This is a genomic window from Caulifigura coniformis, from assembly GCF_007745175.1.
GTDB lineage: Bacteria > Planctomycetota > Planctomycetia > Planctomycetales > Planctomycetaceae > Caulifigura > Caulifigura coniformis.
Genome location: NZ_CP036271.1, coordinates 3,832,573 through 3,858,081 on the forward strand (window position 1 = coordinate 3,832,573; position 25,509 = coordinate 3,858,081).

The following is a 25,509-nucleotide window of genomic DNA, read 5'->3' on the forward strand; positions in this document are numbered from 1 at the left end:
GGCGGCTAGGCGTCGACGACCGCTGCTCTTGTGACCCGCTCTTCCACGTTCACAGCTCCGTCCGGCTCAGGCTTGAACTCGTAGATCTTGTCCGCGTACTGGTCGAACAGGGCCACGTCATGATGGCTGATCATCAACACCTGAAATCCGAGTGCCCGGGCCGCGTCGTGCACCATCTTCACGAGCCGCGGAACCAGCTCCGGGCGCAGCCAGCAGTCCTGCTCGTCGAGAACGAGAAAGCCGCGGTGTCGCTGCGGATCGAGGGCGGTGAGTGCAAACATCCTCAGGCCGACGCTGAGCACGTTCGCGACGGAGCCTCCCTGGCCCCGCATGATGTCTTCTTCCTGACCATCGCGGAGAATCGCAAACTCCACGATCGCCGCGCCGCGCTTGAAATCGGCCCGCGCCTGGAACTGGATCGGCTGCTCGAGAATCTCCTGCAGCGCAATCGTCAGCTTTTCCTGCACGACGTCGAGTGTCTGCTGGAACAGCTGGTCGCTGAGAGACTTGAGCGCCGCGGATACGTTGTCAGCGATCGCCAGGTAGCTGTCGATCGCCTGGAACTTTGCGTTCAGGTCGATCGACTTCTTCACCCGTTCGTCACGACGATCCTGCAGCCGGTCGAGCCGCCGGCGGGCTTCCGCCGGCGCACGGAACGGACCAGGTTCGGCCGACTCCGACTCGCTCGAGGCAAACAGCGAATTCATGACGGCTCACCGGGCGACCCGGCCCGCTCGTATCGTGTTTCGATGTCGGTCAGCTCGCTTTCGATCCGATCGAGGTCCGACTGGTAGCTGCGGCGCTTGTCCTCGTTGTCCGACTTCATCTGCTCGAGTTTGCTGCGAAGCTGTGCAATGTCGTCGGTCCCGTATTTCTCTCGCGCTTCGCGTTGCAGCCGCTCGAGTTCTTTCCGGGCGTTCTCCAGGTTGGTTTCGGCCTGAATGCGGCGCCTGTCGAGCGACTGATATCGCTGCTGGAGCACTTCAATGGACTGCCGGCTTTCGCCGGTCTTGTCAGACGCTCGTTTCACTGGTGACCTCACTGGCAAGACGGCGGATCTCGGCCGCCACCTCAGGTTCAAACTGGTTCAGATTCTGGTCGAGGAAGGCAATCAATCCGGCCCCGCCGGCCGTCCGCCGCGCCTGCAGCTGGGCCAGTCCCTCCACAAATGCGGAAGGCCGGTCGTCCACGACCGTTTCGGTAATTCCTTCATGAAACACGTCGTCAAACGGCAGGTGCGGAACGGTGACATAACTCAGTTCATGGCCCTCCGCGCGCACATCGATTCTCAGGACCGACGGCACATGCAGCCGCGAAGCGTCGCTCCGTGATCGTCGGCTGATGTTTCCCGGAGTGATCCACGTCGTCCGGCCGCATGCCACAGGCTCCAGCCGGCGGTGGATGTGCCCGTTCACGAGCAGATCGACCCCTTCAATCTCGACAGGCTTGATTCGGCCGTCGTCATATCCTGGGCACAGTATGTCGTGATGAGTCAGCCAGACGACGAACGGCCCTGTTCCCGGCGTGCCGGAGCCGATCGTCGCGGCGGGAGCGACGAAACGCTCCGGGATGGCATGCCGATAGGACGAGCCGCCGACGACAACCGCCCGTCCATTCATGACCCCCTGCCACGGCGAGTCGGCGGCGACGAGAGTCAACACGCCTGCCTGCACAAGAAGCTGCAACGAATCGTGCTCGGTTAGCTCCGGGTTGTAGTGGACGTCGTGGTTGCCATAGAGGCTGAGGACATTTCGCCCCTGCAGAATCCCCAGCAGGCTGACCAGCAGCCAGTTCGGGTTGTCGCGCGGCTTGTCGAACAGGTCTCCCAGGATCGCCGGAAGCAGATGGTGCTCCTCGGCATAGTCGAGCGCCCACGTCAGTTTTTGAAGGATGGCGTTCGGATAGTCATCCTTCCGGAACCCCGGGATGCGTCCTTCCAGGTGCGGATCACCGATCAGGAGCAGGCCGGCATAGGGGCCCTTACCCATGGGCGTGTCCTCCCAGCCCGCCGACCGTGGCCTCCAGGAGCCGGTCCGCATCGAACGCCTGCCCGCACGTTGGACACGTCTCTCCCTGGGCCGCATGACGCAACTCCGTCGCAACAGCCGACAGTTGCGCCTGCGCCTCAATGCACGTTTCCGCCAGATCGGCTGCCTGCCGCAGCAAGGTCGTGAGCTGATCGACAGTCACGTCGAGTTCCGACTCATTTTCCAGCGGAGGCAGGGGAACGAGCCCGGTGGTGGCGACCAGGTTCTCTTCCTGCGCCTCCACCCGGCCTCGCTGCTCGTCGATCTGGGCCAGCCGACGCTCCAACTCGTCGACGCTGTGCAGTTCCGGCGGTGGCGTCAGCGGATTGAGGCCATGGCAGCGCGCCGCGGTCGAATCCACTCGGATCGCGGCCTGTTCGATCTGGCGGACAGTCGCCTCCAGGGCGATCGCGTCCTCCAGGACCGGCGGCGAAGCAAGCCCTTCCAGGGCCGCGCGTTGCCGGGCCAGGACGTCGATCTGCCGCGCAGTGGCATCCAGTTGCTCCGCGAGTCGGTCAATGCCGGCCTCATCGGCCAGTTGTGGCGGCGTCTGCAATTCGCCAAGGCTCCGGCATTCTGCCTGCAACCTCGCGGTCGATTGCAGCGCGGCTTCGATCTGCTCGCTCGAACGCTCCAGCGGCGCCTCATCTTCAAGTACCGGGGGAGTCGTCAATCGGCTCAACGCGTCGCGTTCAACTTTGTATCGGTTGGCCTGCTCGAGTCGATCGACGAGTTCGAACTCGGAACGCGTCAGGGCCTCGATCTCCGATTGGATCCCGTTCAGCCTCGCGAACTCCGTCTCGAGGCCGGACAGTTCGACATCGACCGGAACCGTCGCCTCGAGAACCTTGAGCTCTGCGGACACGATGGCCGCATCGGCCTCCAGCCTCTGATGCTGTCGCCGTCCTTCAGTCACCTTCTCTTTGTGACGCTGCTGCATTTCGAGCAGGCGGATGGCGTCAGAGGACGAGGCGAAGAATTTGGCCGCGGCGCCGGCCTTGCTGTTGAGCAGGAAGATCGGCGATTTCTGGCTGCCGAAATGGACGTCGAAGCTGTCGTCCGCATCGTCGGCGACAACCGGAAGCCGGAGCAGGGGGTGGAGCTCAGCAGGAATCCCCGCATTTCCGAGCCGACTGTGCTCGGTGCCGTTGATCAGGTACCGCGGCGACGTCTTCCGCCGCCATTCGATCACGTGTCCTTCCGACGTGTGAACGACAACCGCACACTCCTTCGTGCCGTGACGCTTCACGTAAGTCGAATTCTCGTTGTGGCAGAGAATCTGCAGCGCCGCGACCAGCGCGCTCTTGCCGCAGTTGTTCGGACCGACCAGCACTGTCAGCCCGGGAGACGGTTCGATCACCGTCTTCCGATGCGACATGAAATTGTGAAGCTCAATCCTCGTGATCACAGGCCGGTCATCGTTCCATGCGGAAATGCGGAGCCAATAGTCCTTCCCCGCGCAGTCTAGCGTGACCTGTTCATCCTTACATCACTTCGGGCGGATTTTGTCGAGACTCGCGGGCCGCCTCGCCATTCCGCTCGATGACCGCCTTCAGGAACGCATCGAGCTCGCTCTCATACAGCGACGGGTCCGTTTCGGGCATCCCGACGTGGCCGGCGCCCCGAAAAACGACGAACCTTGCCCGCTCGCGGACCTGGTCGACAAGTTCCTGAACATCGTCGAGCGGCAGGTTGTCGTCCATATCCCCTGAGAGGATGACCAGTGGCCCCCCTGCCGGAACGTGGCAGATGCATTGGGCCGGCGCGATCTTGCTGAGGGAGACCGGAAGGATCGCCCTCGACCACAATTGCATCCCGGTGAACGCCGCGAGGTCAAAGACAGGTGGCAGTTGTTGCTGAAGCCGCCGCCAGGCGGCGGCTTCCAGGGTGTTGTAGGGCTGCTCCAGCCAGTAGCCCGCCACGCGATCACCGAGTTCCTCCGCCGCGAAGATCGCCGCTGCCGAACTCATCGACCGCCCGCAGACAACAATGGATCGTCCCGGAAATGTCTGCTCGAGAAATGCGACAGCAGTGATGACGTCGCGTCGCGCGCTCCAGCCGATGTCGTTGAGTTCGCCCGTGGAATCACCGTGAGCGCGAAGTGTGACGGCCAGCACCGTCCACCCCTTCTGGGAGAGGAGCTCGATGATCTTCCGGCTCCGGGATCGAGAGCCGTTGTTGCCGTGCATCACGATCGCACTCGGCAGATCGGCTCTCCCGGAAAACAGCCAGGCCCCAAGTGCTTCACCGTCACTGGTCGTGAGTGTCAGGTCGCTCCGCGTCACGCCGGGAATGTCGAAGCTGGTCTCCGGCCGCCGTGGAACGGCGCGATGCGTCAGCGACCACGTGACGGCCAGAGTCGATCCGGCCCATCCCAGGAGCAGGACGGCCAGCGTGCACCCCGCGAGCCGTCTGAGTGTCCGTCGCCGGTCGCGTGTCTGGAACCTGTGTTCTTCCATGAGTTTCCGTCTGAAGGGGGTGGTCAGGCGGTGCAGTCTAATTCCTGGCCCCCCTCATCAGCGAACCTCTCGGTTGCACGAATCATTGGCGCCTTTCGGGAATCCCCGGAGTTGCCTCCCGTTGCCCAAATGAATAGCCTGCTAATGATTAGGGGGCGACCGAGACAACCGTTGCGGAGACGGATGTGCTGCAATACGACTTCCAGGGGAGCATCGGTTACTGGATCTTCATGACCGCTCGCATCTACGAGCGCGCCATGCAGCAGGAACTCATTCCCGCTGGAATCACGCACCGTCAATGCCAGGTCCTGTGTTGGCTGGCGCTGGAAGGGCCGCTTTCACAGGTCGAACTTGCCGACCGGATGAGCATCGAACCCCCCACGCTCGTCCGCATCCTCGACCGGATGGAGCGGGATCACCTCCTCGTCCGGGAGGCCAGCGAACACGATCGCCGGGTGAAGAAGGTCCGCGTTCTCCCCCAGGCCAGGCCCGTCTGGAAGAAAATCGTTCAGTGTGCCGAACGGGTTCGCGCCCGGGCGGCGAGGAACCTCACCGCCAGCCAGTCCGAAACGCTGAAGGAACTGCTGGAAATCGTACAGAACAACCTTCAAGACCCCGACGCGGCGGGGAAAAACCCCTCCGAGACGCTGGTGCGAAGCCAGTCCGGAAAAAAACGCCCCCGGGCCAGAATCAATGCCACTGCCTAGACTTCCGGCCTCCCATGGCAGCCGGTGCACGCTCGTTGTGACCTCCCAGATTATGAAACGTGCTTTGAAAATCTCTCTGTCCTGCGGCCTGTTGTTGGCGGCGGTCTCCGGTTGTGCGCCGGCAAGTCGATACCAGGAGCCCCCTCCGCCGATGGTGGACATCCTGGACGCCGTCAGCATCCCCATCCGCGACGAACTCAACTTCACCGGAACCACCCGGGCGCGCGCCACCGTCGACCTCCGCGCGAAGGTCACCGGCTACCTCGAGGAGATTCGCTTTCAGGACGGCCAGCAGGTCTCCAAGGGAGACGTGCTGTTCGTCATCGAACGCGATCCCTTTGAGCGGGAGCTCGAAGCCAGGCAGGCGGAACTCAAGCGCGCCCAGGCAGGCCTCAATCTCGCCGAGGCGAACCAGCGGCGAACCGAAAAGCTGCGTGCCGAAAACGCGACCACGCAGCAGCAGCTCGACGTCGTCATCGCCGAAAAGGCCACCTCGGAAGCGAATGTCGCCGCCGCCCTGGCCGCCGTGCGGCAGGCAGAACTCAATCTCGACTACACCCAGATCGTCGCCCCCATGGACGGCAGGATCGGCAGGCACCTCGTCGACCTCGGAAACCTGATTCAGGCCGGCACCGTGTCACTCGCCGTGATCGAGGCCTACACGCCCATCGATGTTTACTACTACGTCAGCGAATCAGACGTCCTCAGGCTGATGACGATGGTTCGCGACGGCCTCCTCCCGAGCGCCGACGAAGTGGCCCCGAAGCTGTACATGGGCCTCTTCACCGACAACGACTACCCCTACGAAGGCACGCTGAATTTCCGCGAAACCGGAGTCGATCCCGGCACTGGGACGATCCTGCGGCGGGCCGAGTTCGCCAATAAGGACGGCAGCCTGATTCCAGGTCTGTTCGTCCGTCTCAAGGCGCCGCTCGGCGAAAAGAGACCGCGTGTCCTCATCGAGGACGTCGCCATCATGACCGACCAGGGCGGGGATTCCGTCTTTGTCGTGCAGCGGAGACGCAAGGCCGATCGCAAGACCGGCAACCTCATCGAACCGCCGGAATTTGAATACTTCGCCTCGCGGCGACCCGTGAAGCTCGGCCTGGGCTTCAAGAACCTCCGCATCGTCGATTCCGGGCTCGAGGCCGGCGAGTGGGTCATCACGGCCGGAATCCAGAAAGCCCGCGACGGCTCGCCCGTCAACTTTGTTCGTGAAAGCGTCCAGTCGGCCGCTGATGCACGGGCGAAGTCGCTCGAAGAGGACACCGGCAAAGCCACCCCGGCTCCCTTGCCGGAGCCGATCCCCGCGCCCGCCGCCGCCCCTGCGGAGAAAACGTCCGCCGCCCCGGCCGGAGCCGCTTCCACCACGAGTGATCCCGCCACGCCGGCCGCCAAGGGTGAGGCCGAGACGGCGCCAGTTTCCGACGGTGCTCCGCAAGCGGAGGAAGTGCCGAGTCCCGCCCGACAGGGAGCCAGCCCGGACGCCGGTTCTCCAGCTGCCGCAAAAAGCGGTTCAACGCAGCAGAACTGACTGCCGCCCGTTACGACACATTGCTTCGAGGCTGACGGATGTTCTCCCGGTTCTTCATTGAACGACCGATTTTCGCCAACGTGATCGCCATCGTGACGGTCCTGGTCGGCGCTGTCGCGCTCTACGGACTGCCGATCGAGCAGTATCCCGAGATCACGCCCCCCACCGTTCAGGTCCGGGCCGTCTATCCCGGCGCCAACGCCGACGTCGTCTCCAAGACCGTCGCTCAGCCGATCGAGGAGCAGGTCAACGGCGTCGAAAACATGCTCTACATGTCGTCGGTGTCCTCCAGCGACGGCTCCTACTCGCTCACCGTCACCTTCGACATCGGAACCAACCTCGATACCGCCCAGGTGCTCCTGCAGAACCGCGTCTCGGTCGCCGAGCCGCTGCTTCCGGAAGAAGTGAAGCGGCAGGGTGTCACGGTCAAGAAGCAGTCGTCGAACATCCTGCTCGTCGTGTCGCTCTCCAGCCCCGATGGCACGTACGACAACCTCTTCCTCTCCAACTACGCCACCCTCCGCGTGCGTGACGCGCTCGCCCGAGTGAAGGGCGTCGGCGACGTCATGGTCTTCGGTGCCAGCAACTACAGCATGCGCGTCTGGCTCGATCCCGAGCGCCTCAAGGCCCGCGGCCTCACCACCCAGGACGTCGTCTCGGCCATTCAGGAGCAGAATGTCCAGGTCGCCGCAGGCACCGTCGGCCAGCCGCCTTCCCCGGAAGGAATCGATTTCCAGTACACCGTCACCGTGCTCGGCCGCCTGAGCGACGTGCAGCAGTTTGAAGAAATCATCGTCAAAACCGGCGCCGGCACACAGGTCACCAAGCTCAAGGATGTCGGCCGCATCGAACTGGGCGCCCAGACTTACGACCAGTTCAACCTGAAGCAGGGAAAGCCGACGGCCAACATCGGCATCTACCAGCTCCCCGGCGCCAATGCCCTCGATGTCGCGCTGCAGGTCACCAAGACCCTCGACGAACTCAGCCGGAAATTCCCCAAGGGCGTCCAACTCGACTATCCGCTCGACACCACCAAGTTCGTCGACGCGTCGATCCACGAGGTCTACAAGACGCTCTTTGAAGCCGGCATCCTCGTGCTGATCGTGATCCTGGTGTTCCTCCAGGATTGGCGCGCCGTCCTCATCCCCGCGACGACCGTCCCCGTCACCATCATCGGGGCCTTCGCCGCCCTGTATGCGCTCGGCTTCTCGGCCAACATGCTCACCTTGTTCGGCCTCGTCCTCGCGATCGGAATCGTCGTCGACGATGCCATCGTCATCGTCGAGAACGCCGCCCACCACATCGAGAGGGGAGAAGCGCCCAAACAGGCCACCATCCGCGCGATGGATGAAGTGCTGGGGCCGATTATCGGCATCACCCTCGTGCTCATGGCCGTGTTCATTCCCAGCGCGTTTCTGGGCGGCATCACCGGCCAGCTGTATCGACAGTTCGCCCTCACCATCGCCGCCACCGCCCTCATCAGCGCCATCAACGCCGTCACTCTGAAGCCCGCCCAGTGCGCGCTCTGGCTGCGTCCGCCCAGCGGCAAAAAAAACCTCTTCTACCGGGGCTTCAACCACGTCTATCAGTTCTTCGAAAACATCTACGTGGCCTTCGTCCGCCGCTTCGTGCGCCATCGCGCCATCATGATGCTCGCCTTCGTCGGCCTCGTCGTGGGTACAGGCTGGGCCTATACCCAGGTCCCCACCGGATTCTTCCCCACGGAAGATCAGGGCTACATCCTCATGGCAGTCCAGTTGCCCGACTCCGCCTCGCAGGAACGGCAGCGGGAAGTCATGAAGAAGATCGACGACATCCTGAAAAACACCGATGGGGTCGAAGACTTCTTCACCATCGGCGGCCTGAACCTGCTCGACGGCAGTAGCGCGTCGAATGCCGGCACCGTGTTCGTGACCTTCGCCCCCTGGGAAGAGCGGCTCAAGACCGGCCGCACGCAGGAGGTCCTGCTCGGGGAGATCGGCGGAAAACTGTTTGGCATCAAGGAAGCGATCGCGTTTGCGTTCCCGCCCCCCGCCATTCGCGGGCTGGGATTCCGCGCCGGCTTCCAGATGCAGGTGGAAGACCGCGCCGACGTCGGACTCGCGGAACTGCAGTCGGTGACCCAGTCGATCATTGATGTCGCCCGCGGGCAGACCAGCCTCGCGGCGTTGAATACCACGTTCCGTCCCGGAGTCCCGCAGTATTTTGTCGACGTCGATCGTGAAAAAGTGAAGGCCCTCGATATCCCCCTGGCGACCGTCTTCAACACGCTCCAGGCCTATCTCGGCTCCACCTACGTCAACGACTTCAACAAATTCGGCCGGACGTACCAGGTGCGGCTGCAGGCCGAACCGAAGTTCCGGGCAGAGCCGAGCGACATCCAGCGGCTCGAGGTCCGGAACCGCGCGGGCGCGATGATTCCGCTCGGCACGGTGGCCAAAATCACCAAGTCCTTCGGACCCCAGATCATCAACCGCTACAACCTCTACCCCTCCGCGTCGATCAGCGGTGAACCCGCTCAGGGCGTCAGCTCGGGGGAGGCCCTCCGGATCATGGAGCAGATCGCCGACGACAACATGCCCGAATCAATGGGGTATGAATGGACCAACATGTCGTACCAGGAAAAGAAGGTCGGCAACGAGCAGTACCTGATCTTCGGCCTCGCCGTGCTGCTGGTCTACCTGGTGCTCGCCGCCCAATACGAAAGCTGGCTCACCCCTGTCGCTGTTCTGCTCGTCGTTCCCACAGGCATCCTGGGGGCCATCGGAGCCGTCTGGATTCGTGGGATGGACAACAACCTGTACACCCAGATCGGCATCGTGCTGATCATCGCGCTGGCGAGCAAGAACGCGATCCTGATCGTCGAATTCGCCCGGGAACTGCGGCACCGCGGCCGGTCGATTCTGGATGCGGCCATCGAGGCGTCACGCCTCCGGTTCCGGCCAATTCTCATGACCTCCTTCGCGTTCATCCTCGGCATCGTGCCGCTGGTGGTCGCCAACGGGGCAGGGTCCGGCGGCCAGCGGGCCCTGGGGACGGCCGTCTTCGGCGGGATGATCGCCTCCACTTTCCTGGCCGTGTTCTTCGTGCCCGTCTTCTTCGTCGTCATCCAGTCGATCGAAGAGATGTGGCAGAACCGCGGCGGAAAGAAGAAGACACAGGCCGCATCGGCCGGGTCACACCCCGCCGCCAAACCGGAGATCGCGGCAGCACCCGCACACTGAAGCCCCTTGGAAGGGCAGCGCGATTGACGGGGGCCAGTCGTCGGGGTAGAAAAATTTTCCGCAGCCGGAAAGTTATCGTCCCCCTCGTCTCTGTTTCGCGCGCATGCTCCGTCCGGTAACGCCTCCGATTGTGCAGTTGGCGGATCGCATCGAAGGCGATATCCGGGAACGGGGTCTGCAGCCGGGCGACTCCTATCTCAACACCGCCGAAACGGCGAAAATGTTGAAGGTCGGGACCGCCTCCGCCAACCGCGCCCTCCAGCTGCTGGAGCAAAGGCAGGTCCTCGTCCGCAGTCAGAGAAGGGGAACCTTCGTGACGGCGCCCGTCACCGTGAAACCGGCGACCCGGCGGATCAACGTGATTGTCGACGAGGCCGCGCTGAAGATGGAAGGCGTCCTTGCAGACGGCCTCCTGGTCGGGATTCAGAGCGCGATGCCCCACGCCCAGCTGCGGTTCCGTTTCACTCCGACCACGGATGACGCGGAATTCATCGAGGGCCTCATCCACGAAGCCCTGCAGTCGAGCCAGCGGGAAGGATTCGTTCTCGTACGCTCGTCGCTGACCGTGCAGCGCCTCGTCGCAAACAGCGGGTTGCCGGCCGTCATTCACGGGACGGCCCACCCGTCGATTCAGGGAATTCCTTGCGTCGAACGCGATACCGCGCAGGCCGCACGCATCCTGGTCGACTTCCTCGCCGAGGCCGGCTGTCGGCAGCTGATTCTCCTCCTGAGGCAGCATGTCATGCCAGGCGATCACATTCTCCTCGATCAGGTCCAGCACAGCCTCGCCGATCGCGACCTGTCCGGCCGGCTCACGGTTCGGTGTCTCCCCCCCGACCTCGAAGTCGTTCGTCACGAAGTGGCGTCGGTCCTCAAACATGCCAGAGACAAAATCGGCGTCATCTGTCGTTCGGAGCCTTTGGCTGAAGGCGCCCAGGCGGCCGTGGATGTCCGTTCGGTGCGCGCTCGGGGCGGCGCTCCGGTCATCGTGATGTCCGACTACTATCGATCAGGGCCGGCAGTCGCACGCTGGGCCTATAGCCGGCTCATTCAGTCCCCCGAGGAAATCGGTCGACAGATCGGCCACTTGCTGCTCGACCAGTACGCCGATCGGCCACCGGTCAGCCAGAGAGTCATCCTTCCCGTCAAACTCGTCGTCCCCGATGCATGATGGGCACGATTGACAAGCGATTTGACACATGGGCAGAATGCACGCATATAAATTTCCGAACAAGTGGAAAGTTATAGTCCTGCATCTTGGAGATCGCCGGATCGGCCTCTCCAACCACATCCCGTTCTGCCGCGCTCCAGGGGAGAACTTGTTATGGCCAGTCGCCAGCGTCGCGTCGCCTTTACGCTGATTGAGCTGCTTGTCGTCATCGCGATCATCGCGATCCTCATCGCCCTGCTGCTGCCCGCCGTCCAGCAGGCCCGCGAAGCCGCCCGCCGCACTCAGTGCAAGAACAACCTGAAGCAGATCGGGTTGGCCATGCACAACTACCACGATGTCTTCAGCGTCTTCCCGCCCGGCATCGTCAATATCCGCGGGTGCGTCGCCACCAACGCGTCCCACCTCTGGGGCGGATCCACATTCCTGCTGCCCCAGCTGGAACAGGCGCCGCTCTATAACCAGCTCAATGTCAACGGCTGCAACATCCCCGTCGCGACGACACTCTTTAACGGCGCGGCCCTCCTGGCCCAGCCTCTCCCCATGTTTTCCTGTCCCTCGGATTCAGGCCCCGCAGTCAATCCCTACTTCCGGGGCTACACGAAGTCGAACTACATGGTCAGTGAGGCCGTCGGGAACCCCGATACCCGCATCGCCATTCGCGACATGCTCGACGGGACCAGCAATACCCTCCTGCACGCCGAACGCGCCCTCAGGACCGACCCCGCTGGAAAACGGCAGACGGGCGGCATCGTCTGGGGACGCACCAACGTCTCCGATTCCTCGTGGAAGTTCCGTTCCGCCTGGCCGATCAACACCCCGAATCCCACAACCAGCAGCGGCAACAACAGCGTCAGTGGTGACACTGGCTGCGTTCGACATAACGTCAGCAGCAATCACACTGGCGGTGCCCACACCCTGATGGGAGACGGCGCGGTCCGGTTCATCAGCGAGAACATCGCCAGTAATCCCGCCGGCACGAGTACGACCGCCTGCGTCTGGGAAACCGCTGCCACGAACAACGCCACGTTCGCAGGCGTCGGATTCGTCTGGCAGAACCTGTTCTGCCTCAAGGACGGACAGACCGTCGGCGAGTTCTGAGCCCGCCTGGCCCGGACTTTCTTTCGTCACCTTTCGCCGACCGACCGTTCGTCTTCTGGCAGACTCCCATGAACCTCCGCCTGCTGCTGGTCTTCGCCAGCCTCTTGTCTTTCACCGGGTGCGGGCCAGGCCAGGCCTACGAGGGGGCCTCCCGCTTTCCGCTGTCTGGGAAAGTCACCTTCGATGGCAAACCCGTTGACGGCGGATCGATCTCCTTCATTCCGACCACGGAGTCGAACCGCGTCTCCGGCGCGCCGATCAGCCAGGGAACCTATACGGTTCCTGAAGAGAAGGGGGCCAACGCCGGCGAGTATCGCGTCGAGATCCGTTGGCCCCAGCCGACCGGGAAGAAGTACAAGGATCCCGACACTCTCGAGATGCTCTCCGAATTCAAGGAGAGCGTCCCGAAGAAGTACAACGAGCAATCAGAACTGAAAGCCGAAGTGTCCGACGCGAACCGGACCTTCGACTTCGATCTCAAGAAATAGCTCGCTGCATCGCCTTGAGCAGTTCACAGGCCGAGCACGTCGGCCATCGTGTACAGCCCCGCGGGACGCCCCGCCAGGAACTTCGCGGCGGCCAGCGCTCCATAGGCGTAGCTGTCGCGGGTATGACCGCGAACATAAACCTCCAGCGTCTCGCCCATCAGGCCGAAGAGGATCTGGTGCTCGCCGACGTTGTCCCCTGTTCGCACGGCGTGGTAGCCGATCTCCGTCTGCGGACGCTTGCCGGTCTGCCCTTCGCGCCCGTGCGTGTGTCCCGTCTGTCCCATCTCGGCCGCGACAATCTGCCCGAACTTCAGCGCCGTTCCGCTCGGGGCGTCCTCCTTGAACCGGTGGTGACGTTCGATGATCTCGACGTCCACGCCGTCCGGAATGTCTTTCAACGCCTTCGCCGCCTCACGGACCAGCTTCATCGCAACGTTCACCGCCAGGCTCATGCTCGGGGCGAACACGATCGGCGCGAACTGCGACGCCGCGGCGATTTCCTGCTTCTGCTCCTCGTTGAGGCCCGTCGTCGCGACGACGACCGGGATTCGTCGCTCCGCGCAGATGGCCATCAGCTTGACGGTCGCTTCCGGCGTCGAGAAGTCGATGATCACATCGGTGGAGGACGAAATGGCCGAAGTGATGGGAACGCCCAGTTTGCCGATTCCCGCGAGTTCGCCCGCGTCCCGTCCGGCCACAGGAGACGACGGCGAATCGATCGCCGAAATGATCGAAAGCTGGGGATCCTTGGCCGCGAGAGCGACGATGCGCTGGCCCATTCGCCCGGCTGCGCCGTGGACAGTCAATCGGATCAGTGGTTCAACCTGGCTCATTGCTCGCAATCCATCTACCCCTGGGCGCGCCCCAGGACACGGGCTGTCGGGCCATGACCCCGCCATCCCCGCATTGAAGCGTGTTCCACCCCTTTTGAACACGCAAACCAATCCCCAATCCCCAATCCCTGAGTACCGAGCCCCCCCGGCGCGCAACCACCCACGCTCTCATGGAGGACTCATGCACATCACCAACCACATCCCGGCCCGCCCAGAATGCCTTTTCCCGGAGGGAAACGGGAGAAGAGGGCGAGAAGTACAGCACCACCCATCAAAGCGCACGTCTCGCTCGCTTCCCGGCAACCCGGACCCTGGCCGGCCCCGAAGACCGGCCACGAATCCCTTCGAACCGCTGAATCCTTGTCACCCGGATACTACACTGGCTCGACCATGGCCGGTCCCGATCCACGACGCTATCTCCCTGCGGATGTCACCGCGCGGATCTCGCGACTCGAAGTCGAAGCGAGAACCGTCGTCGAAGGCTTCCTGTCGGGCATGCACCGCAGCCCCTATTTCGGCCAGTCGATCGAGTTCGCGCAGCACCGCGAATATGCCCCGGGCGACGACACCCGCCGTGTCGACTGGAAAGTCTGGTCGCGAACCGACCGCTACTTCGTCAAGCAGTACGAAGAAGAGACGAACCTGACGACTTCGATCCTGCTGGACGGCAGCGAATCGATGCTCTTCGGCTCGGGGGGAGTGACCAAGTTTGAGTACGGCTCGCGCATTACCGCCGCGCTCTCCTATCTGCTTCTCCGGCAGCACGATGCCGTCGGGCTGACGACGTTCGATGAATCGATCCACCACGTCGTTCCCCCCAGTTCGAGGGGAAGCCAGTTGTTCTCGATTCTCTCGGCCCTCGAGGCCGGCAAGCCGTCTAGGAAGACCGACCTGTTCGGCCTGCTGAGAAGAATTGCCGACGAACGGTCTCAGCGCGGAATCATCGTCCTCATCTCCGACCTGTTCGGGGACCGCGACTCCCTGTTTCGCGGCCTCCGGCTCCTGCGGCAGCGTGGCCACGACGTGATGGTCTTTCACGTCCTCGACGACCAGGAGCTCGATTTTCAGTACGCCGGAACGACGAAATTCGAAGGGCTGGAAGAGGCGGGAGAAATCGTCTGCGATCCAAGATCCCTGCGGGATGGCTACCTGGCCGCCATGGACGAGTTTCTGACAGACGTCCGCCGGCGCTGCGCCCAGATTGTCATCGACTACCAGACGATCCGCACCAGCGAGCACCTCGATGCAGTGCTGCGAGCGTTTCTGCACCGCCGGACAGCGATGCTGCGAGGACGACGTTAAGGCCGATCGCTACTCGTTGAAGCCCGCCACCATGTAAGTGCCGGCCGAGGAGTGGGCCGAATGCGTGGAGTGGACGGTGACCGGCACGGGAGCCGGATTCACGACAGGACCCGGCAGCGGTGATTCAATGCTCTCCGAGTGCGACGCACGCTGGAACTCGCTGTCATGCACCATGCCGCGATGGGCAGGACGCGAAATCTCCGCAAGCAGCAGCCGCGCCTGAGTCAGCTCCGGCTTCTTGGCGACAGCAATCCGCAATTGGTCTTCGGCTTCTTTCAGCCGGCCATCTTCCTTGAGGATCACGGCCGTATTGAAGTGAGCCTCCGCGTCGCCGACCGTGCGGATGAAGTGCGGCAACGCCCCTTCGACGTCGCCGTGATGGACCAGGGCCTTGGCCAGTTCGAAACGGGCCTTGCGGTCGATCGGATCGGCGAGCACCGCACGGTTGTAGCAGTCGATCGCCTCCGGCCAGCGCTTCTGAGATGCGAAATGCTGACCCAGTGCACACTGCGGAACCGCGGCGTCCGGAGAGATCTGCACCGCCTTCAGGTAGCCCGCCTCCGCTTCGCTCTGGCGGCCGGTCAATTCGTCGATCTGCGCCAGCCCGATGATGGCGTCCACGTCCTTGGCATTCTTTCGCAGGACAGCCTGGTATTTGTCGCTGGCTTCCTTCAGACGCCCCGTCTCGACCATCCACTGCGCGTATTTGATCGACAGATCGCGCTCATCGACGAGCTTGTCCGGAACCTGCATGGGCGGCGCGGACTCGATCTTCATCCGCGGCCGCATCCAGGACGTCACGAGGTTCTGCCCGGGCAGTTTGACCCCGCTGTTCGTGCAGCCTGTGCACGGCACGACGAGCGCGCTGAGACAGGTCAGTCGAAGAATCAACGGGGCTCGCACCATACAGGCAATCCTTTGCCATCAACGTCGAGAATGTCCACGGAGTCTCCCCACGGAGTCGTGGCGACCCGGCGCAGAACGCGGTCTCGACCGGAACATCGGCGCTCTGGACGGCTTGGCTTCAGAGAAGAATTCCACCTGTGACGATTAAGAAGAATTTGTCGCCGAGCAGCGGCGTGACAGCAGGGTCAGCCCGGATACGCCACCACCGCGGGCGCAGATTCTGCCGTCCGCCCCAACGAAAGACGCCTCGCCCGGCGCTGCGCGGGGCGAGGCGTTGACGTACCCTTGTGTCCCCGCGTCCGATCAGTTGCCGCCGGTCGATGCCGCGGACCCGATCGCCTGGTATTCGATGGTGGGGGGCAGGGCGTTCGTGGCTGCGTTCGTGAAGATCTGCTCCACCTCGGTCGCCGGACGCCCGAGCGGATGCGTGGCTCGCAGTGTCACGGGCATCGAAGCCTCCCCGCCGGCGTAGCCCGCCAGCGCCTTCTGCACGCTCTGCATGCGGACGTCGTTCTGAGCCGTGTCCGGTGCCGTCGAGATGTAAATGTGCCGGTGCTGCGGAGGCGCCTGGGTGAAGATCCAGTTCAGGTGCTGCTGTCCTGCGCTGTTCAGGAGGTGCGTGCCGGCATCGAAGTGATAGTCGTACATCGTCGTCGCCGCGCACCAGCCGTTGTCCACCTGCGTCTGCAGCGCGAGGCGGACGTCGTCCCGGTCCTGCACGTTGTACGGGTATGGCCAGTAATGGTTTGCGTGGAACTTGTGGATACAGGTCTGCTCCGGCCCGCAGGGGCGCGCGAATGGAGGCCAGGCCTTTCCATGGTGGAATTTCTGCCGTTCGCCAACCGGCTCGTCGCTGCGTTGGCAGTAATACTCCGCGGTTCCCCGCTTGGGACCTTCTGCGAAGAACGGCCAGCCGGCAAAGGATGCCGTCGGCGATGCAATGGCCAGCGCGGCCACAAACAGACCCTGAGCACGGTTCGGCACGTCGTCCCCTCCCTGTCCCGCCGACGAACCTGGCTGTGAAGCGGGTTCTGCCGGTCAGCGATCCTCAGCATTGCGCGGCGTACCGCACAGATGCCCCCATCGGAAAGATCGGCAATGGAAAAGAGCGATCATGAGGGGAAATCAGGTTGTACAGGGGGCGCCCGCCATCAGCTTTGGCCGACCGACCTGATCAACACGAACTGGTTGCAGCCCAGCCGGTTCGTCGTCCGGAGGTTGTCGAGTGTGTAGCCGCGGTCCCGGTAGAACTCGAGAATCTCTTCCGGCCTGGCCACTTCGAACGGGTAGCCGCCGAGCCAGTCGATCCAGTCATGATAGACCGACATTCCCCGGCGGCGTTTGTAGTCGGCGAAGTAGTTGCTTCGCGTCGTCACGCACTTCAGGACGGCGACGCCTGCAAACAGCGGAATGAACATCAGTTTCACCAGCGCCCGGCCGACTGGGCCGCTGCAATACAGCTTCTTGATCCGCGTCCAGACGCGCGATTTGAAGCCTTCGTCGTTGTACAGGGCGATGAACAGCCGGCCGGCCGGATTCACGAGGTCGGCGACGTTCGCCAGTGCGTCCCACATGCGACCCGTGTGGTGCAGCACACCCCATGAGTAGACGACATCAAACGTCCCCAGGGACTTCAGGAATTCACGGTCGAGGACCGAGGCCTGCTGGACGGTCCACGATGGCGAGTCGGCGAAGTAACGGCGACGCAGTTCGGCCGTACAGGCCACGGATTGCGGATCGAAATCGAATGAAACAACGCTGGCTCCAAGGCGCTTTGCCGCCAGCGAGAACAGCCCGCTTCCCGACCCGGCGTCGAGAAACCGCCGGCCCTCGAGCGTGTCGACGCGAAGCATTTCTTTCAGCGACTGTTCCGCCTGGGCGATGCGCGAGTCATCGAGCGTTTCGAGAAACGAGGCCCAGTTGCTTCCGAACGTGAAACGTTCTCCCCGGCGGACTTCGTCGTGAAACTGGGCGTCGCTCGTCATGGCGGACGGGTGTGTGGATACCAGTGTGGCGGCGTTGGACATGCGGATCAGTGGGCTGCGTAGGCGAAGCTGCGAAGAGAGAACCTGTCAGAGCCGATCGCTGACGGGAAGTGGGGGGCGGATGACGATTTCGCCGAAGTCCTCGTCCTGCTGAGCACGGAAACTGTGATGGCGGAGCAGTTCGAGCACGGCGAGGAACATGCCGGTGATCTTGCTTCGCAATGTCGTCGAGTCGAACAGCGACGTGAATCGCACCTCTCCCTCGGCGTGCACTCGATTGCCGATCTGCTCGACATAGACGCTGATCGGCGTTTCGTCGTAGCGGATATGTCCTTCGGGCGCGACATCAGCACGGCGCAGGATCCGCGACAGTGCGCTGACAAGGTCCCACAGTTCCACTTCCTTGATCCGGTCGGCGGTGGGATCTTTGGCGGTGGTCGGACGGTCGCCCGCCAGTCGCGGATAGCGTTCCTGCCATTCGTCCGCGCGGGTTTCGAGAGCGACGGCCGCTTCCTTGAATCGCCGGTATTCCAGCAACTGCTGGATCAGTTCGCTGCGCGGATCGCCTGCACTGATGGGAGGCTCGTCAGCCGACGCTTCGACCTCGTTTTCCTCCGGCAGCACCATCCGGCTTTTGATCTCGATCAACGTGCTGGCCATGACGACGAAGTCGCCGACCAGGCCGAGATCGAGTTCCTGAAGAACCTCAATGTACTCCTGGAACTGCGACGTGATTCGGGCGATGGGGAGATGACGGAGGTCGACTTCGTTCCGGCGGACCAGGTACAGAAGGAGGTCCATCGGCCCGGAAAACCGGTCGAGTTCGACGCGATAGGGAAAAACTTCCATGTGCGACCGTCCGTGATGCGCCGTCAGCAGTTACGACGTGCCAGGTCATGATATGTCGAACCGGAAAACGCCACGAGAGCGGTTTGCCGAGCGTCGAATTCGAGAGCAGCGAGGACGGTTATGCGCGTGGTCGGTGCACCCTGCCTCTGCGCCGCCTGCGCAAGTTCCCCGGTTGGCACGGGGGGACTCTCCCGGCCGAGTGAAATCTCCGGCGGGGCTGGCGGCTGGCTGCCATTGAAGTCCTCCATTTCAAGTTCCTCCATGTGATGGAATGAGGTTGCGCGGAAGTTGAGGCAGGGGGCGGCGACGTGTGCGTTTGACGGCACCAGGGGACGTCCCAATGATGACAGAGTGCAACCGGCCGGATTTCGATGTCCTGAGTGCAACGTGCCGCTGCGACTGCGGGATCGGTCGCAGTTCGGACGGGAGATCGACTGTCCGGACTGCGGGACGCGGCTGCGGATCGTGGCCGATCGAGGCGAGGTCCGGGCGGAACGTGCGACGGAACCTGTTGGGCTCGAACTGCCCAAGACTCGGAGTTCCAGGAGCACTCTGCGGCTGATCTGGGGAGTGACGGCCTGTCTGGGCGTGGGGGTGGTGTGGTATGCGAGCCGACCCGCGAAGACGGAGCCTCTTCCTCGTGAAATCACGGTCGAGCAGGCGGAGCCCGCCGGGCCTGAGCCTGCTCCTCAGACGGCAATTGCTCCTCAGGCGGTCGTTGAGGAGCCTAAAGAGGAATTACCTCCGGTCGTCGTCGCACCGGTCGTTGAGCCTCCGAAGCCTGCAGCTGCCCAGACACCTCCGGTTGTGGCCGTCCCTCCCGACGACCCTCCGCTGATGCCGGAACTGGCTCCGGACCAGCCGGTGGTCGACGTCGCCGCGCAGCTGTCCCTGAAGATTGACGAGTACTCGCAGGTGAAGCCGGCGCCGGTGCGGCTGCTGTTGAGACAGATCGCAGAACTGAGCGCGGTCCCGGTCGATCTTTCAGAAGTGGAGGCCGAGCCGTGGAAGACGAAGCTCGATCAGGCGATCAGCGTGGAGCTCAAAGCGACGACGGTCGGCGGTGTGCTGGAGGAAGTGCTGAAGCAGGCGGGGTTGGGGAGTCGGCAGCAGGACGGGGTGATTTTTGTGGTGCCGGAGGGGGGATGAGGTTGGCGGTCGCTTGAGGCTTGTTGAGGTGGATGGCTCGGCAACGCTTGGCACTGGCTGAAGCAGACCAGTGGCACCCGGCACCCGGCGCAGAGCGGCCGTCGGATCGCTTGAAAAACTGCCGTGACACGATAACACTGCAGCCATCTCGTGTTGGGCTGGGCTATTTCTCGATCACGTCCCTTTTCTGAAGGACGTGCGGAATGGCGGCAAATGACGGAGGACGGCGGCGGTCTCTTCCAAAGTTCATGACGATCCTATGCTGTCTGATTGGCTGCGGCTCTGGGACGGGAACCTTCGAATGCACGGCGACGATGACGATTCGCCCAGAAATGGAGCCGCAGAGAATCGCGTATTTCAAGTGCGATGCTGCAGGCGATGCGATTGGCCCGGTCGCGTACGCAGACTACTCGCGTACTTCGGCCGATCAGGAGACTGGAATGGTTGTTGGCAAGGCGACTGTCCAACTGCAGAAGACCTGCCTCTATAAGTTTCAAGGCCAAGTTCTGGTTGTGGGCCAGGGCTGGGTTTCGAATGGCTGGGAAGACCAGATGAACACAGGCCAGGAATACGATGGTCGTACCTCCGTTAATCTGGACGGCTAGGTTACTCCCCCGTGACTAATTACCGGCGAGGTGTGTCACTGCTGGAGATTCTGGTCTCGATTTTCGTGATCGGAATACTTCTGGCGCTGTTGTTGCCGGCGATCCAAGGTTCACGGCAGGCGGCTCACAAGCTGGAATGCAAATCGAACCTCCGGCAAATCGGGATTGCTCTTCACAACCATCTTGATGCGAAGGGCAGTTTCCCGACCGGGGAATCGGCGATGAAGGAATTGCTTCCCTACGTCGAGCAGGCGGCGAAAGTTCAGTACGACAAGCCGATCCGCCTTTACCAATGCCCAACCGACGCGGACCTGCCCCGAAACATAGCGGTGACGAGCTTCCGCCTGAACTTAGGTTCGGGCATCGGTTCTGATTTCAATGGCGTGTCTGTACTTCGTGCCTTGAGGCCGAAAGGCCTCAAGGCCAGCGAGATCACGGACGGCATGTCGAACACCGCATTGGCTTCGGAGCGACGCTTCGCGTTCCGTAGCGAAGCCAGTCTCGAAGAGCTTGAGAGCTCGTGCCTCGCGCAACCCCACAAGTGCATCTGGTGGATCAGGGGGACATTTAGGCCTGGCCAGGAGGACTCGTTTGCCGCCCACTGCGCTGATTCGCGGAACCGGATAGGCGTTCAACCGGTCAATCGGTCGTACATGCAAAGCCTCATCGTGTGGGAAGACGGGTACAACCACACCTTCTCGCCAAACGCTGTCGCATGTTATACGCAGTCGCCACCGATGGGCGCGCAGGACGACGCGGCCATTCCCGCCACCAGCATGCACCAGGGCGGCGTCAATCTTTGCCTCTGCGACGGAAGCGTGCGATTCGTCGCCAATGGCATCGACATCGGAGTTTGGCGGGCATTGGGGACCCGCGGCGGCGGCGAGCCGATTTCGGATTTCTAACCTCCGGCGATCAACCGGCGACGAATACCATTATCCGTCGGGTGCCACTGACAGCTGAATCTGGTTGGCACTGCGCTGCAAGCAGGCCAGTGGCACTTGGTTGACGACCGTCAGTGCAACTCCGGCGCAACCTCCCACGTCACGGTAGGGGACTGTTCTTTGGCAACTCGAAATATTGGGGATCAACTCCCGGGTAAAACGGGGTGAAAATCGATTCAACAACTCGTCACACATGTCACAGGTGTCACATGTCCAAAACTCCAATGTTTCAGAGAGGTTTTGGCTGTCACAGGTCGTCACAGGTCTCCCGGCAGGGCTGCAGACGCCAGGCGACGGTGAAGGCCGACGCTGGCAGCGTCGACAACGGGCGTGGGGTCACTTCGTCAGGAGGAACTCCCGGAGGAACATCGCCGTCACGGCCGTGACGTAATCTCGGTTGTCCCGTTTGGCGAAGCCGTGCCCTTCGTTGTCGGCGTACACCGTCCACACCGGGGCGTTGTTTTTGCGGACGAGCGGGGCGATCAGCTCGGCCTCTGAAAACGGCACGCGGGGATCGTTCTTGCCGTGGGCCACCATCAATGCCGAATGGATCTTGTGGGCATTGTTCGTCGGGTTGATTCGCTCGAAGACCTTCAGCATTTCGGGGTCGCGCTCGTCGCCATATTCGGCGCGGCGGAGGTCGCGGCGGTACTCGCTGGTGTTCTTGAGGAACGTGACGAAGTTGGCGATGCCGACGACATCGACGCCGGCCTTGATCCGTTCGGGGAAGTGCGTCAGCGAGGCGAGGACCATGTAGCCGCCGTAGGAGCCGCCGTAGACAGCGACGCGATCCTTGTCGAGGTCCGGCTGCGCCGCAATCCAGTCGAGCAGGGCGCCAATGTCCTTGACGCTGTCTTCCCGCTTCTCCGCGTTATCGAGCTGGAGATAGGTTTTCCCGTAACCATCGGAACCCCGAACGTTTGGCCGGATCACCGCGATGCCGAGTTCATTCAGCAACAGCTGGTCGAAGCCGGTGAAGAACGGGCGGTACTGCGATTCCGGTCCCCCGTGGATATTGATGAGCACAGGGGCCTTGGATGTCGCGGTTGCCGATCGGGGCTTGAAGACGTAGGCCGGGATGTGGTGGCCGTCGAAGCTCGGGAACTGAATGCGCTCCGGCACGATGAAGCGCGCGGGGTTGAGGCCGCCCACTTCGCTGTGGGTCCATTGTGTGAGCACGCCATTGGTCAGCAGGATCGTGTAGGCATCGGCCGGAGCGTTCGGCTTTGCGAGGGTGAAGCCAAGCTGTGTGCCATCGTCGCTGAACTGGAGCGACTCGATGATTCCCAGCGGCGTTTCGAGTTTCCGGCGCTCCCGCCCCTCAATGAGATAGAGATCGCTCGCGCCATCGGCATTCACCGTGAACGCGACGTTGCCCGACTTCGGATCCACCTCGATGCGGTCGACGTTCCAGCGGATGTCGCTCGTCAGCCAGGTCTTGTACTCAAACGACTGCAGATCGACGACCGCCAGTTCGAGGAACTCCCCTCGGGCGTCGCACGAGACGTACGCCGTCTTGCCATCCGGGGCGAAGGCCAGGTGGCCGAACGAAACCTTTCCAGGAGCACCGGGCGGCGGCGGGATCGGCGTGCGGACCTTCGTCGTCATATCGAACACGGCCGGGTAGCTCTCGTTGATCGAGACGTACCGGGACATCAGAAGTTTCCTGCCATCGAGGGACAGGTCCTGCGGGTCCCACAGCTCGTTCTCGACCTCCATCAACTTCTCAGGCGAGGCCGGATTCCGCGGATCGAGGCGGAAGAGATCCATGTCGCGGCCGTTGCGCGCGTTGTGAGCGACGATGAGGAAGGAGCCGTCCTCGGACTGTGGGCCGAACGTGTGCCGCGACGTGCCATCAGTCAGCAGAATGACGCGTCCGTCTTCACGGTCGAATCGGAGCAACTGGTTGTTTTCATTTCCGCCTGCAGAAAGCTGCAGCAGCAGCGTGCCGTCCTGCGTTCCCTTCAGGAACCGTCCGTCCGTGGGTTCGTCGAGAAACGTCATCTGTTCGCGTCGCCCGCCCGGCTCGTACACACGATGCAACTGCATCGTGTTGCCGAACTGCGTCTGGATCAGAATGCCTTTGCCATCAGGAGCCCAGCCACGGAAACCGGCGTTCCGGACGCTCTGGTACTGCCGGAGCTGGTCCATGAGCTCCTTCGGGACCGCCGGGACCCCTGAGACGTCCATGGCCGGCGGGCGAAGCGGGTCGTTTTCAGCAGCAGGGGCGGCGACAGTCGAGGTAATCATCATCAGACCAGCAAGGGCGGCTGCTTTGCACATGGAAACGACCGCGGAAGGAGAGGGCAGGAGGTGAAGTACCCGAAGTTTAGTCGTGAAAGCGGAGCGTTTCGAACGGTTTCGGCGAATGCCGCCGACCGGGCGAGGCGATGCGACGTTGGCCGCGAAATGGGCTTGGGGCGTGCTCGGGCGACTCGGTATCTTCCCGCCACGCCGTGGTGCGCTGAGACGAACAGGACTTGTCATGAAAATCCGGAGCCGGTTTGCGATCCGACTGCTTGGTCGAGCGCTCGCCGCCTGCGCGCGTGTTTACTTCCGGTTGCTGAAGACGGAGTTCCATCTCGCGCGTCCGCTGACGTCTCCTTACGACGAAAAAGGAAACACCGTTTACCTGTACTGCCTGTGGCATCACAGCATCCTGTGCGCGATCTTCTGCGGCAGGTCGGTCCGGCTCGCCGGCCTCGTCAGCAGGCATGAAGACGGCTCGTACGTCGCTGACGCGATGGAATGCGTTGACCTCACGCCGATCCGTGGGTCGAGCAATCGCGGCGGCGCGGCGGCGATGAAGCAGATGATCGATGCCACGGAACGCCTCAATATTGCCATCGCCACGGATGGTCCGCGCGGGCCGCATCACGTGGTCAAGGAAGGCATCATTTTCCTGGCCTCGCAGAGTGGCCGGGCGATTCTGCCGACGGGGGTTTCCGCGACGCGGTCGTGGAGACCCTGGCTGAAGTGGTCGTATCTCTTGATTCCCAAACCGTTCAGTCGTGTGGTGATGGTGGGCGGAGAGCCATTCTTCGTCCCCCCGGACCTTTCGCGGGAGCAACGGGAGGAGTACCGACAGAAACTGCAGGCCGAGATGGACAGGTTGCTCGAGATTGCGGAGCGGAAGGCCCGCGGCGAAGGATCGCCGCCTGCCGAGTCGATGGCGCTGAACCGCGCCGCCTGAGAACGAGAGTAGCAGCGTCGGGCCTGGATTCAGACCCTGACCGCCGAGTTTCAACACAAGGACGACAGGGATGTCATCCACGACACTGGTGATTCCGTGCTACAACGAAGAGCGCCGGCTTGATGGTCCGGCGTTTCTGCGTTTTGCCGCCGCCAACGCCTCCGTCCGCCTCCTGCTCGTGAATGACGGCAGTCGGGATCAGACTCTCGGCCTTCTCAGGCGCCTTGCCGACGAGCGGCCGATCCAGATCAGCGTCCTCGATCTCGCGCAAAACAGCGGCAAGGCCGAGGCGGTGAGGCAGGGGATGCTCCAAGCGCTGTCTGAGGGAGCAGACTACGCAGGATATTTCGACGCGGATCTCGCCACCCCGCTTGAGGCCTCTATTGAATTCACGAGAGTCCTCGACCGTCTGCGCGGAATCGATGTGGTTGTCGGATCACGACTCCAGTTGCTCGGCCGCGCCATCAACCGGCGACGCAAGCGGGCGTTTCTGGGGCGGGTGTTCGCGCGGGCAGCGTCAATGACGCTGGGGATCGCCATTCACGACACGCAGTGCGGCGCCAAGTTGTTCCGCGCCACTCCCTGGGTTGCGGCCGCGTTTGACCAGCCTTTCTGTACCCGGTGGATCTTCGACGTCGAAGTGCTCGCCAGAATCGCGCAATCGACAGAGGCAGCGGGCGGTCCGTCGTTGACCGAGTGCGTCTACGAGTTTCCGCTGGATGACTGGCGGGAGGTCGCCGGTTCAAAACTCAAGGCCACTGATTTCCTGAAGGCCCCTGCAGAATTGGCACAGATCTATTGGCGCTATCTCGGGCCGTTCCGGTCCGAGGCAACTCCCGTTGTGGAGATGCCCCGCGTCGTTCTCTCGCTGGCCCGTGAAGACGCGAGGCCAGCCGAACAGGATGCAGCACGCAGGGCCGCGTGACGCCTCTTCACGTTCGATGTTGCCGATTGCCCCGGAGGGATCCCTGGGCCGCGTCCGCTCGTTTCTGGCACGTGGCCGCGATTAGCGGCGACCGCGCACGTCGATTCCCA

23 protein-coding genes are annotated in these 25,509 nt (G+C 62.8%); 12 read left to right on the top strand and 11 right to left on the bottom strand.

Going from position 1 to position 25,509, the window contains the following annotated elements:
- Positions 1-5: 5 nt before the first annotated feature.
- From Pan44_RS15465 to Pan44_RS15485, 5 genes are all read right to left on the bottom strand, one after another.
- A complete protein-coding gene (locus Pan44_RS15465) occupies positions 6-707 on the bottom strand; it encodes a DNA repair protein (RefSeq protein WP_145030918.1) in 702 nt (233 codons plus the stop codon).
- Positions 704-1,030, bottom strand: a complete 327-nt coding sequence (locus Pan44_RS15470; protein WP_145030919.1) for a hypothetical protein — start codon at positions 1,028-1,030, stop codon at positions 704-706. Before Pan44_RS15470 ends, Pan44_RS15465 begins: the two co-directional genes overlap by 4 nt.
- The gene (locus tag Pan44_RS15475) at positions 1,014-1,988 is read right to left on the bottom strand and encodes a metallophosphoesterase (protein ID WP_145030920.1); all 975 of its coding nucleotides are present in this window, start codon (positions 1,986-1,988) and stop codon (positions 1,014-1,016) included. The genes Pan44_RS15470 and Pan44_RS15475 overlap by 17 nt, the downstream gene beginning before the upstream one ends.
- Positions 1,981-3,435, bottom strand: coding sequence for an AAA family ATPase (locus tag Pan44_RS15480; protein ID WP_261342586.1), 1,455 nt, complete (start codon positions 3,433-3,435; stop codon positions 1,981-1,983). The genes Pan44_RS15475 and Pan44_RS15480 overlap by 8 nt, the downstream gene beginning before the upstream one ends.
- Before the next feature lie 76 nt (positions 3,436-3,511).
- Positions 3,512-4,486 carry an alpha/beta hydrolase gene (locus tag Pan44_RS15485; protein WP_145030922.1) on the bottom strand — a complete coding sequence of 325 codons (975 nt, stop codon included), beginning with the start codon at positions 4,484-4,486 and terminating at the stop codon, positions 3,512-3,514.
- A gap of 185 nt (positions 4,487-4,671) precedes the next feature.
- On the opposite strand from Pan44_RS15485, the gene Pan44_RS15490 reads away from it, so the two are divergent.
- The 6 genes from Pan44_RS15490 to Pan44_RS15515 all read left to right on the top strand — a co-directional run bounded on the left by Pan44_RS15490 (position 4,672) and on the right by Pan44_RS15515 (position 12,708).
- Positions 4,672-5,193, top strand: coding sequence for a MarR family winged helix-turn-helix transcriptional regulator (locus tag Pan44_RS15490; RefSeq protein ID WP_145030923.1), 522 nt, complete (start codon positions 4,672-4,674; stop codon positions 5,191-5,193).
- 151 nt (positions 5,194-5,344) lie between these two features.
- Complete coding sequence (locus tag Pan44_RS15495) at positions 5,345-6,727, top strand: efflux RND transporter periplasmic adaptor subunit (protein ID WP_197453354.1); 1,383 nt, start codon at positions 5,345-5,347, stop codon at positions 6,725-6,727.
- 38 nt (positions 6,728-6,765) lie between these two features.
- Complete coding sequence (locus Pan44_RS15500; protein WP_145030925.1) at positions 6,766-9,951, top strand: efflux RND transporter permease subunit; 3,186 nt, start codon at positions 6,766-6,768, stop codon at positions 9,949-9,951.
- A 103-nt stretch (positions 9,952-10,054) separates the two neighbouring features.
- Positions 10,055-11,122: a GntR family transcriptional regulator gene (locus Pan44_RS15505; RefSeq protein ID WP_145030926.1), complete on the top strand. Its 1,068-nt coding sequence runs from the start codon at positions 10,055-10,057 to the stop codon at positions 11,120-11,122.
- A 153-nt stretch (positions 11,123-11,275) separates the two neighbouring features.
- A complete protein-coding gene (locus tag Pan44_RS15510; RefSeq protein WP_145035057.1) occupies positions 11,276-12,220 on the top strand; it encodes a DUF1559 domain-containing protein in 945 nt (314 codons plus the stop codon).
- 68 nt (positions 12,221-12,288) lie between these two features.
- Complete coding sequence (locus Pan44_RS15515; protein ID WP_145030927.1) at positions 12,289-12,708, top strand: hypothetical protein; 420 nt, start codon at positions 12,289-12,291, stop codon at positions 12,706-12,708.
- A gap of 23 nt (positions 12,709-12,731) precedes the next feature.
- Here the strand turns inward: Pan44_RS15515 and dapB are convergent, their stop codons facing one another.
- Positions 12,732-13,541 carry a 4-hydroxy-tetrahydrodipicolinate reductase gene (gene dapB / locus Pan44_RS15520; protein ID WP_145030928.1) on the bottom strand — a complete coding sequence of 270 codons (810 nt, stop codon included), beginning with the start codon at positions 13,539-13,541 and terminating at the stop codon, positions 12,732-12,734.
- 390 nt (positions 13,542-13,931) lie between these two features.
- On the opposite strand from dapB, the gene Pan44_RS15525 reads away from it, so the two are divergent.
- Entirely contained in the window at positions 13,932-14,843 is a 912-nt protein-coding gene (locus Pan44_RS15525) for a DUF58 domain-containing protein (protein WP_145030929.1), read from the top strand.
- A 9-nt stretch (positions 14,844-14,852) separates the two neighbouring features.
- Here Pan44_RS15525 and Pan44_RS15530 read toward each other — a convergent pair whose 3' ends face one another.
- From Pan44_RS15530 to Pan44_RS15545, 4 genes are all read right to left on the bottom strand, one after another.
- Positions 14,853-15,749 carry a tetratricopeptide repeat protein gene (locus Pan44_RS15530; protein ID WP_145030930.1) on the bottom strand — a complete coding sequence of 299 codons (897 nt, stop codon included), beginning with the start codon at positions 15,747-15,749 and terminating at the stop codon, positions 14,853-14,855.
- A gap of 303 nt (positions 15,750-16,052) precedes the next feature.
- Positions 16,053-16,733: a hypothetical protein gene (locus Pan44_RS15535; RefSeq protein WP_145030931.1), complete on the bottom strand. Its 681-nt coding sequence runs from the start codon at positions 16,731-16,733 to the stop codon at positions 16,053-16,055.
- Positions 16,734-16,900: 167 nt separating this feature from the next.
- Entirely contained in the window at positions 16,901-17,734 is an 834-nt protein-coding gene (locus Pan44_RS15540; RefSeq protein ID WP_145035058.1) for a class I SAM-dependent methyltransferase, read from the bottom strand.
- A gap of 87 nt (positions 17,735-17,821) precedes the next feature.
- Positions 17,822-18,583 carry a segregation and condensation protein A gene (locus Pan44_RS15545; RefSeq protein WP_145030932.1) on the bottom strand — a complete coding sequence of 254 codons (762 nt, stop codon included), beginning with the start codon at positions 18,581-18,583 and terminating at the stop codon, positions 17,822-17,824.
- Positions 18,584-18,970: 387 nt separating this feature from the next.
- Between Pan44_RS15545 and Pan44_RS15550 the strand changes: the two genes are divergently transcribed.
- The 3 genes from Pan44_RS15550 (at position 18,971) to Pan44_RS15560 (ending at position 21,242) form a co-directional block, all read left to right on the top strand.
- Positions 18,971-19,732: an STN domain-containing protein gene (locus Pan44_RS15550; RefSeq protein ID WP_145030933.1), complete on the top strand. Its 762-nt coding sequence runs from the start codon at positions 18,971-18,973 to the stop codon at positions 19,730-19,732.
- 314 nt (positions 19,733-20,046) lie between these two features.
- The gene (locus tag Pan44_RS15555) at positions 20,047-20,337 is read left to right on the top strand and encodes a hypothetical protein (RefSeq protein WP_145030934.1); all 291 of its coding nucleotides are present in this window, start codon (positions 20,047-20,049) and stop codon (positions 20,335-20,337) included.
- A gap of 11 nt (positions 20,338-20,348) precedes the next feature.
- Complete coding sequence (locus tag Pan44_RS15560) at positions 20,349-21,242, top strand: DUF1559 family PulG-like putative transporter (RefSeq protein WP_145030935.1); 894 nt, start codon at positions 20,349-20,351, stop codon at positions 21,240-21,242.
- A 375-nt stretch (positions 21,243-21,617) separates the two neighbouring features.
- On the opposite strand, the gene Pan44_RS15565 is transcribed toward Pan44_RS15560, so the two are convergent.
- On the bottom strand, positions 21,618-23,534 hold the full coding sequence (locus tag Pan44_RS15565; RefSeq protein ID WP_231754066.1) for a S9 family peptidase: 1,917 nt from the start codon (positions 23,532-23,534) through the stop codon (positions 21,618-21,620).
- A gap of 232 nt (positions 23,535-23,766) precedes the next feature.
- Here Pan44_RS15565 and Pan44_RS15570 point away from each other — a divergent pair, with 232 nt between their 5' ends.
- Together Pan44_RS15570 and Pan44_RS15575 are read left to right on the top strand one after the other, a co-directional pair.
- Positions 23,767-24,474, top strand: coding sequence for a lysophospholipid acyltransferase family protein (locus Pan44_RS15570; protein ID WP_197453357.1), 708 nt, complete (start codon positions 23,767-23,769; stop codon positions 24,472-24,474).
- A gap of 70 nt (positions 24,475-24,544) precedes the next feature.
- Positions 24,545-25,399, top strand: coding sequence for a glycosyltransferase (locus tag Pan44_RS15575; protein WP_145030938.1), 855 nt, complete (start codon positions 24,545-24,547; stop codon positions 25,397-25,399).
- The last annotated feature ends 110 nt before the right edge of the window (positions 25,400-25,509 follow it).

Bases quoted from the DNA above. Each gene is read 5' to 3' on its own strand.
- Pan44_RS15500 (WP_145030925.1), top strand. From the start codon at position 6,766: ATGTTCTCCCGGTTCTTCATTGAACGACCGATTTTCGCCAACGTGATC.
- Pan44_RS15570 (WP_197453357.1), top strand. From the start codon at position 23,767: ATGAAAATCCGGAGCCGGTTTGCGATCCGACTGCTTGGTCGAGCGCTC.
- dapB (WP_145030928.1), bottom strand. From the start codon at position 13,541: ATGAGCCAGGTTGAACCACTGATCCGATTGACTGTCCACGGCGCAGCC.
- Pan44_RS15510 (WP_145035057.1), top strand. From the start codon at position 11,276: ATGGCCAGTCGCCAGCGTCGCGTCGCCTTTACGCTGATTGAGCTGCTT.
- Pan44_RS15525 (WP_145030929.1), top strand. From the start codon at position 13,932: ATGGCCGGTCCCGATCCACGACGCTATCTCCCTGCGGATGTCACCGCG.
- Pan44_RS15465 (WP_145030918.1), bottom strand. From the start codon at position 707: ATGAATTCGCTGTTTGCCTCGAGCGAGTCGGAGTCGGCCGAACCTGGT.
- Pan44_RS15530 (WP_145030930.1), bottom strand. From the start codon at position 15,749: ATGGTGCGAGCCCCGTTGATTCTTCGACTGACCTGTCTCAGCGCGCTC.
- Pan44_RS15540 (WP_145035058.1), bottom strand. From the start codon at position 17,734: ATGACGAGCGACGCCCAGTTTCACGACGAAGTCCGCCGGGGAGAACGT.
- Pan44_RS15545 (WP_145030932.1), bottom strand. From the start codon at position 18,583: ATGGAAGTTTTTCCCTATCGCGTCGAACTCGACCGGTTTTCCGGGCCG.
- Pan44_RS15565 (WP_231754066.1), bottom strand. From the start codon at position 23,534: ATGATGATTACCTCGACTGTCGCCGCCCCTGCTGCTGAAAACGACCCG.
- Pan44_RS15475 (WP_145030920.1), bottom strand. From the start codon at position 1,988: ATGGGTAAGGGCCCCTATGCCGGCCTGCTCCTGATCGGTGATCCGCAC.
- Pan44_RS15495 (WP_197453354.1), top strand. From the start codon at position 5,345: ATGGTGGACATCCTGGACGCCGTCAGCATCCCCATCCGCGACGAACTC.
- Pan44_RS15575 (WP_145030938.1), top strand. From the start codon at position 24,545: ATGTCATCCACGACACTGGTGATTCCGTGCTACAACGAAGAGCGCCGG.
- Pan44_RS15555 (WP_145030934.1), top strand. From the start codon at position 20,047: ATGACGATTCGCCCAGAAATGGAGCCGCAGAGAATCGCGTATTTCAAG.
- Pan44_RS15505 (WP_145030926.1), top strand. From the start codon at position 10,055: ATGCTCCGTCCGGTAACGCCTCCGATTGTGCAGTTGGCGGATCGCATC.
- Pan44_RS15485 (WP_145030922.1), bottom strand. From the start codon at position 4,486: ATGGAAGAACACAGGTTCCAGACACGCGACCGGCGACGGACACTCAGA.
- Pan44_RS15515 (WP_145030927.1), top strand. From the start codon at position 12,289: ATGAACCTCCGCCTGCTGCTGGTCTTCGCCAGCCTCTTGTCTTTCACC.